The organism is Microcoleus sp. B4-C2 (assembly GCF_036705265.1).
In the GTDB taxonomy this organism is placed as follows: domain Bacteria; phylum Cyanobacteriota; class Cyanobacteriia; order Cyanobacteriales; family Microcoleaceae; genus Microcoleus.
The window spans coordinates 1-5,622 of sequence record NZ_JAUBUB010000176.1 but is presented as its reverse complement, the minus strand read 5'-3'; the positions used below and the strand labels follow the sequence as shown (position 1 = coordinate 5,622).

Annotated in this window: 6 protein-coding genes; 2 read left to right on the top strand and 4 right to left on the bottom strand. The window is 46.2% G+C overall.

Annotated elements, in window-relative coordinates:
- Positions 1–199 precede the first annotated feature (199 nt).
- The 4 genes from ilvN to QUB20_RS28015 form a co-directional block, all read right to left on the bottom strand.
- A complete protein-coding gene (ilvN, locus tag QUB20_RS28030) occupies positions 200–718 on the bottom strand; it encodes an acetolactate synthase small subunit (RefSeq protein ID WP_041622928.1) in 519 nt (172 codons plus the stop codon).
- Between the two features lie 716 nt (positions 719–1,434).
- Positions 1,435–2,247 carry a carbon-nitrogen hydrolase family protein gene (locus tag QUB20_RS28025; RefSeq protein ID WP_333251344.1) on the bottom strand — a complete coding sequence of 271 codons (813 nt, stop codon included), beginning with the start codon at positions 2,245–2,247 and terminating at the stop codon, positions 1,435–1,437.
- A gap of 252 nt (positions 2,248–2,499) precedes the next feature.
- Positions 2,500–2,628 carry a photosystem I reaction center subunit IX gene (psaJ, locus tag QUB20_RS28020; protein WP_106151078.1) on the bottom strand — a complete coding sequence of 43 codons (129 nt, stop codon included), beginning with the start codon at positions 2,626–2,628 and terminating at the stop codon, positions 2,500–2,502.
- 119 nt (positions 2,629–2,747) lie between these two features.
- Positions 2,748–3,236 carry a Photosystem I reaction center subunit III gene (locus QUB20_RS28015; protein WP_333172718.1) on the bottom strand — a complete coding sequence of 163 codons (489 nt, stop codon included), beginning with the start codon at positions 3,234–3,236 and terminating at the stop codon, positions 2,748–2,750.
- Positions 3,237–3,566: 330 nt separating this feature from the next.
- Between QUB20_RS28015 and tsaD the strand changes: the two genes are divergently transcribed.
- Both tsaD and QUB20_RS28005 read left to right on the top strand, forming a co-directional pair.
- A complete protein-coding gene (gene tsaD, locus QUB20_RS28010; protein WP_333251347.1) occupies positions 3,567–4,637 on the top strand; it encodes a tRNA (adenosine(37)-N6)-threonylcarbamoyltransferase complex transferase subunit TsaD in 1,071 nt (356 codons plus the stop codon).
- A 216-nt stretch (positions 4,638–4,853) separates the two neighbouring features.
- Entirely contained in the window at positions 4,854–5,345 is a 492-nt protein-coding gene (locus QUB20_RS28005) for an N-acetyltransferase family protein (RefSeq protein ID WP_333251350.1), read from the top strand.
- Positions 5,346–5,622 lie beyond the last annotated feature (277 nt).

The window sequence follows — 5,622 nt, the reverse complement described above, 5'->3', positions numbered from 1 at the left end:
CGTCCAAAAAGGACGGGCGGGACGCCCATCCCACAATCTTGTGGAAGTTATTTAATTCTCATTCCTAATTAGTCAGGAGTCGTTAGTCATTGGTCATCAGCCATTGGTAATTGGTAGTTGGTAATAAGAAGTCGAAAGTTAAAAGTTAAAACATTCTTTCTGACTAATGACTAATGACTAATGACTAATGACTAATGACTTAAACTTTCGCTTCCAAAGACTTGAGAAACTCAGTATTTACCCCCGACTCCCGCGTCAGAGCAATTTTCCCAGTACGAGCAATTTCCTTAATCCCAAATCTATTCAGAACCTGGACGATCGCCACCATTTTACCGGGATCTCCGACAACTTCCAATGTCAGCGTATCATCACCAATATCCACCACTCGCGCTCTAAAAATCTGAGCTAACTCAATTATCTCCGATCGCGTCCCGCTAGCAGCATTAACTTTCAGCAACATTAACTCCCGTTCCACACAGGGAATTTCCGTTATATCCTGAACTTTAAGCACGTTAATCAACTTGTACAGTTGCTTTGTCAACTGCTCGATAATTTGGTCATCTCCGGGTACAACCATCGTAATCCGAGACACTCCCCCTTGTTCCGCCGGGCCAACGGCCAGACTTTCAATATTAAAACCCCGACGGGCAAACAAACCAGCAATTCGAGTGAGGACACCCGCTTCATCTTCAACTAAAACCGAAAGAGTGTGTTTCATCAGAAAATTGGGTAGAAACCTCGTCCTTTTAGGACGGCTTTATATTACAATATAATTGGTCAACGACCCACCCGAGACGATGGATCAAACAGCCTATACGAGCGAAGTTCAGCCCGAGGTGCTGGCGGCGAAGCAAAATCGGTAGACCGGGAAAAGAGGATAGGGCAATGGTAAACATCCCTAGAATCAAAACTACGAAGAATTCCGTTTGGTATTCGACACATAAAAACCGCAGGGCTTGCGGGGTTAGTCTGTGGAGCGAACATAAGACCAAATCTCTTTTAGGGTGGAGGCAGTTGCGAAGAAGCAGAAATTCAAATCGTGAGGTTTGGGAATCCCCGTACCTTCAGGTCGGGGTGGATGTCAATTCTCCAAAAAGACGCATTTCGTGCAATTCTACTTTCGCCCATTCGCCTGAGACCAGAAGTGCACGCCCATTGAACCTGCCTTAGACATTTTATCGCGAGTTATTGGCCGTTCATCTGCAGGAAAAAACAATATATTAAGCTGTCGGGGCCAGAGTCACCCCCGATCGACAATATTACTCATAGATCGGCGTAAATCCGCCCCCACCCGCTTATTATTGTCGATCGCACGCACATGATCTAAGTTTTTTTGTGTACGAACCTACACAATTACTTGAGCGAATAAAAACTTGAAAGGTCGGGCGGCCCACTGGGACTGAAATTTTGAGACCAATTGGTCTCAAAAATCCTTCAGAGAAAAACCCGGTGTTGCAGGGAGGGCATTTGGCGGCGGACTTGTTCTAGTCGATCGGGATTAATTTCTGCAATTGCCACACCCGGTTCGTCTCCAGCATCCGCCAAAACGGCACCCCAAGGGTCTATAATCATCGCGTGACCGTGTGTTTGACGGCGGCCGTAGTGGTGTCCAGTCTGTGCCGGGGCAATCATATAACAAGTATTCTCGATCGCCCTAGCTTGCAACAAAACCTTCCAGTGATCCTTGCCAGTGTAAGCAGTAAACGCCGCAGGCACGAACAAAATATCAGCCCCCTTGTACGACAAATGCCTGTACACTTCCGGGAACCGCACGTCATAGCACACGGAAAGTCCCAGCGTCCCCAACTCCGGCGACACATAAACAGGCGGCAAATCTTCACCAGCTTTCACAGTGTTCGATTCCCTGTAAGTAATGCCGTCGGGAACATCCACATCGAACAAATGTACTTTTCTGTACCTTGCCACTTCAGTGCCGTTTGGGTCTACCAGCAAACAAGTATTGTATACCTTCCCCCCGGTCGTCGGCACTGGAAATCCGCCCCCCAGAATCGTTACCTGGAACCGTTGGGCCATCGTTTTGAGGAATTTTTCGCTTTGGATGCCGATCGCCTCTGCTGAAGCAATCTTTTCCTCCTCTTCGCCCATAAACGAGAAATTTTCTGGTAAGGAAACTAACTCCGCACCCCGACGCACTGCCAGGTCGATTAATTCCTCTGCCTGAACCAAATTTTTTTGCAGGTCAGGCAAGCTAGTCATTTGAATTGCTGCGGCGAGATAAGACTTCATCGATTCAAAATATTAGTCAATAGTCAATAGTCAATAGTCATTAGTCATTAGTCATTAGCCATTGGGAACTAATTTGATAACTAAATAGTTTAGATCCTTGGGTTTTACCCATCTCGGCGCTGGTTTTGCCCGAACTGGTATGGTTTGAGAGTTTTGATATTTGAGTTTTAAATTAGCCTGTAACTCATAATTCAAAAATCAAAACTCTCAACTTTTTACTCCTAGGTTTTGCAACCTAATTTCCTTCAAATCTTACGGCATCGGATGGAAAAGCAGGTCGGGGAAAAAGCGGTTGAATTCAATTAAAGCCGCGCCTTGAATAGATAGCCAAAGGATAGCCAATACTGGTGCGGTCGAAAGAAACTTGACAAAGTATTGCATGAATTCTGCTCCTGAAAATTCGAGACAGTTAGTAATTGCCGATCGGTCTAGCGTGCTAATTGCTAATTTCTAGTTAATTACTTAACTGTTAGCTATTAGCTCTTCTCCATTTCCCAATTTTAGCGGGGGGAAACAGTAATTTCGTCGTCCTTCGCAAACATTTCACCGCTGGTGATTGATGTGAGAGCTGCCAGAGGCCATAAAACGCCGCTCAGCATACATTTGATTGCCAAAGGAACGTCGATAATAATCTCTTTTTCCTCTGGGGTTGCTGATTTTTTGGTAACTTGCAGATAAGAACGGCCTACCCAACCAATCCAACCAGCCATATACAAGAACAGTATGCTAGGAATCAAAAAGTCCCCTGCTTTGCTCAAGTTGCCGTCTACGATTAAGTGCGGGTATCCTTCCGGGCCGCACATAGCTTGAGAATAGCGATCGAACCGCGCTTTCGCAGATGCGGGGTCGCCATTGGTTGAACGTGCATTTTTAGCCAGTTCCTTGAATTCGGGAGAGTCCTTGCACGGCACTAAATTGTAAGCCGAAGCAACTGGAGCAAAACTGAACCAGACACTCAACACTAAAATTGCAGCAAACAATCGTCGCATGGAATTGTTTCCTTTTGTTACAAAACAATAAGTTTTTGTACAAGCATTTCAACTTGCCAATCTGGAATCCAGATTACCGTGTTTGTTGACAGTGTAAAGTATCCATCATTGATGTGGCAAAGCCCAATAGAATGAGGGATTCCCGTTCTCATAGGTCAATGCTGAGCTAGCAATACCGCGAGGATATTCCTTCATTGCATCAGAGGATGGTCTTACCTGTCGATCGGGCAAAAATCCCTTAACAATAACCTGAGTACAGGTAGAGCGGGGGACTTGCGCCGAATTAGTTAAGCTAGCAATAACTAACCTATCAAATAAAATTAGCAGTTAATGGCAACCATTTTCGCGATCGAAACAAGTTGTGACGAAACAGCAGCAGCAATTGTTAAGAATCGTCAAGTTTGCAGCAATGTTGTAGCATCACAAATTAAAATCCACGAGCAGTTTGGTGGGGTAGTGCCCGAAGTGGCTTCGCGGAGTCACCTAGAAATGCTCAATCAGGTAATTGCCCAGTGTCTCGGTGAAGCAAACCTGAGTTGGTCAGAAATTGACGGCATTGCAGCGACTTGTGCCCCCGGTTTAGTAGGTGCATTGTTAGTCGGGCTGACAGCGGCGAAAAGCTTGGCAATAGTCCATCAAAAACCTTTTTTAGGCGTCCACCACCTCGAAGGGCACATCTACGCTTCTTACCTTACCGAACCCGACTTGCAGCCACCGTTTTTGTGTTTGTTAGTTTCCGGGGGACACACTAGCTTTATTTACGTCAAAGATTGCGGCGTTTATGAAACAGTAGGACAAACACGCGACGACGCCGCCGGCGAAGCTTTTGATAAAGTCGCAAGACTCTTGCAGCTAGGATATCCCGGCGGGCCGCTGATTGACAAATTGGCCGCCCTTGGCAATCCCCAAGCATACCCTCTACCAGAAGGCAGAATTTCGCTGCCTGGTGGTGGCTATCACCCCTACGACAGCAGTTTTAGCGGGTTGAAAACCGCTGTTTTGCAATTAGTGCAGAAACTCAAGAAACAAAATAACAATGTGGGTGAGGAAGGCATCTTGCCTGCCTCTACAATTAATGATATTGCGGCCAGCTTTCAGGAAACTGTAGCTAAGGGTTTAACAAAAAGAGCGATCGACTGCGCCGTAAATTTCGGGCTTACCACTATTGTAGTCGGCGGGGGAGTTGCAGCAAACAGCGGACTCCGAAAACACTTACAAGCAGCAGCAGCAAAACACAACTTGCGGGTATTGTTTCCGCCATTAAAATATTGTACAGACAACGCAGCAATGATCGGCTGTGCGGCAGCCGAACACTTGCAGCGAGGACACACATCACCGCTGACTTTGGGAGCAAATTCAAGAATGGCTGTCAGCGATATTATGGAAATGTACAATTTGTAGTAGTAAAAATAAAGTTGTCTCCTAGTTCCCAGACTCTGCTTGGTAACCAGAAGACAGTTAATACCAATTTAATGTGAAGTTGTACATATCTCGATCCCCCTAAATCCCCCTTAAGAAGGGGGACTTTGAGAAGAATCTTGTCCCCCCCTTATTAAGGGGGGTTAGGGGGGATCAGATTCTATGCTCATTAGTCAACAGTCAACCGTCAACCCAACGATGAAAATCCGCGACGCAGAAGAAAGCGATTTGCCAGCAATTGTCCAAATATATAACGCAGCAATACCGGGCAGAATGGCCACCGCAGATTTAAAACCAGTCTCAGTCGAAAGCCGCCTCCCGTGGTACAGAGAACACTCCCCCAATTCCTGGCCGATTTGGGTAATGGAATCAGAACAAAATATTGTTGGTTGGCTGAGTTTGCAGATTTTCTACGGACGCGCTGCCTATCAGCATACAGCAGAAGTTAGCATCTACGTCGCACCCGATCGCCAACGCTGCGGAATCGGACAAAATTTATTGCAATCGGCAATTGTGCGGAGTCCAGAATTGAAGCTTAAAACTCTCATGGGCATAATTTTTGCTCACAATCAGCCGAGTGTAAGATTGTTTGAGAAATTTGGCTTTCAGCGGTGGGGATATCTGCCACAAGTTGCCGAACTTGACGGCGTTGAAAGAGATGTCGTAATTCTGGGTTTGCGGTGTCTGTAGGGAAACGGCAATGCCAATTGGTGTCAACTTAAGATTAAAAACCTTTGTATCTCTCGCTTATAGCCGAAGCCATATCCCCCTAAATCCCCCTTAAGAAGGGGAGTAGGGGTTGACTTTGAATGCTCTTTCTTGTCCCCCCTTCTTAACGGGACGAAACAGAAGACTCTTCCCCGTTAAAAAGGGAGACTTAAAACACTCTTGTCCCCCCCTTCTTAAGGGGGGTTAGGCAGGGTGGATTAATTGTCAAAAGAGTAAACCAGTGGGGCTAGGCTATTTG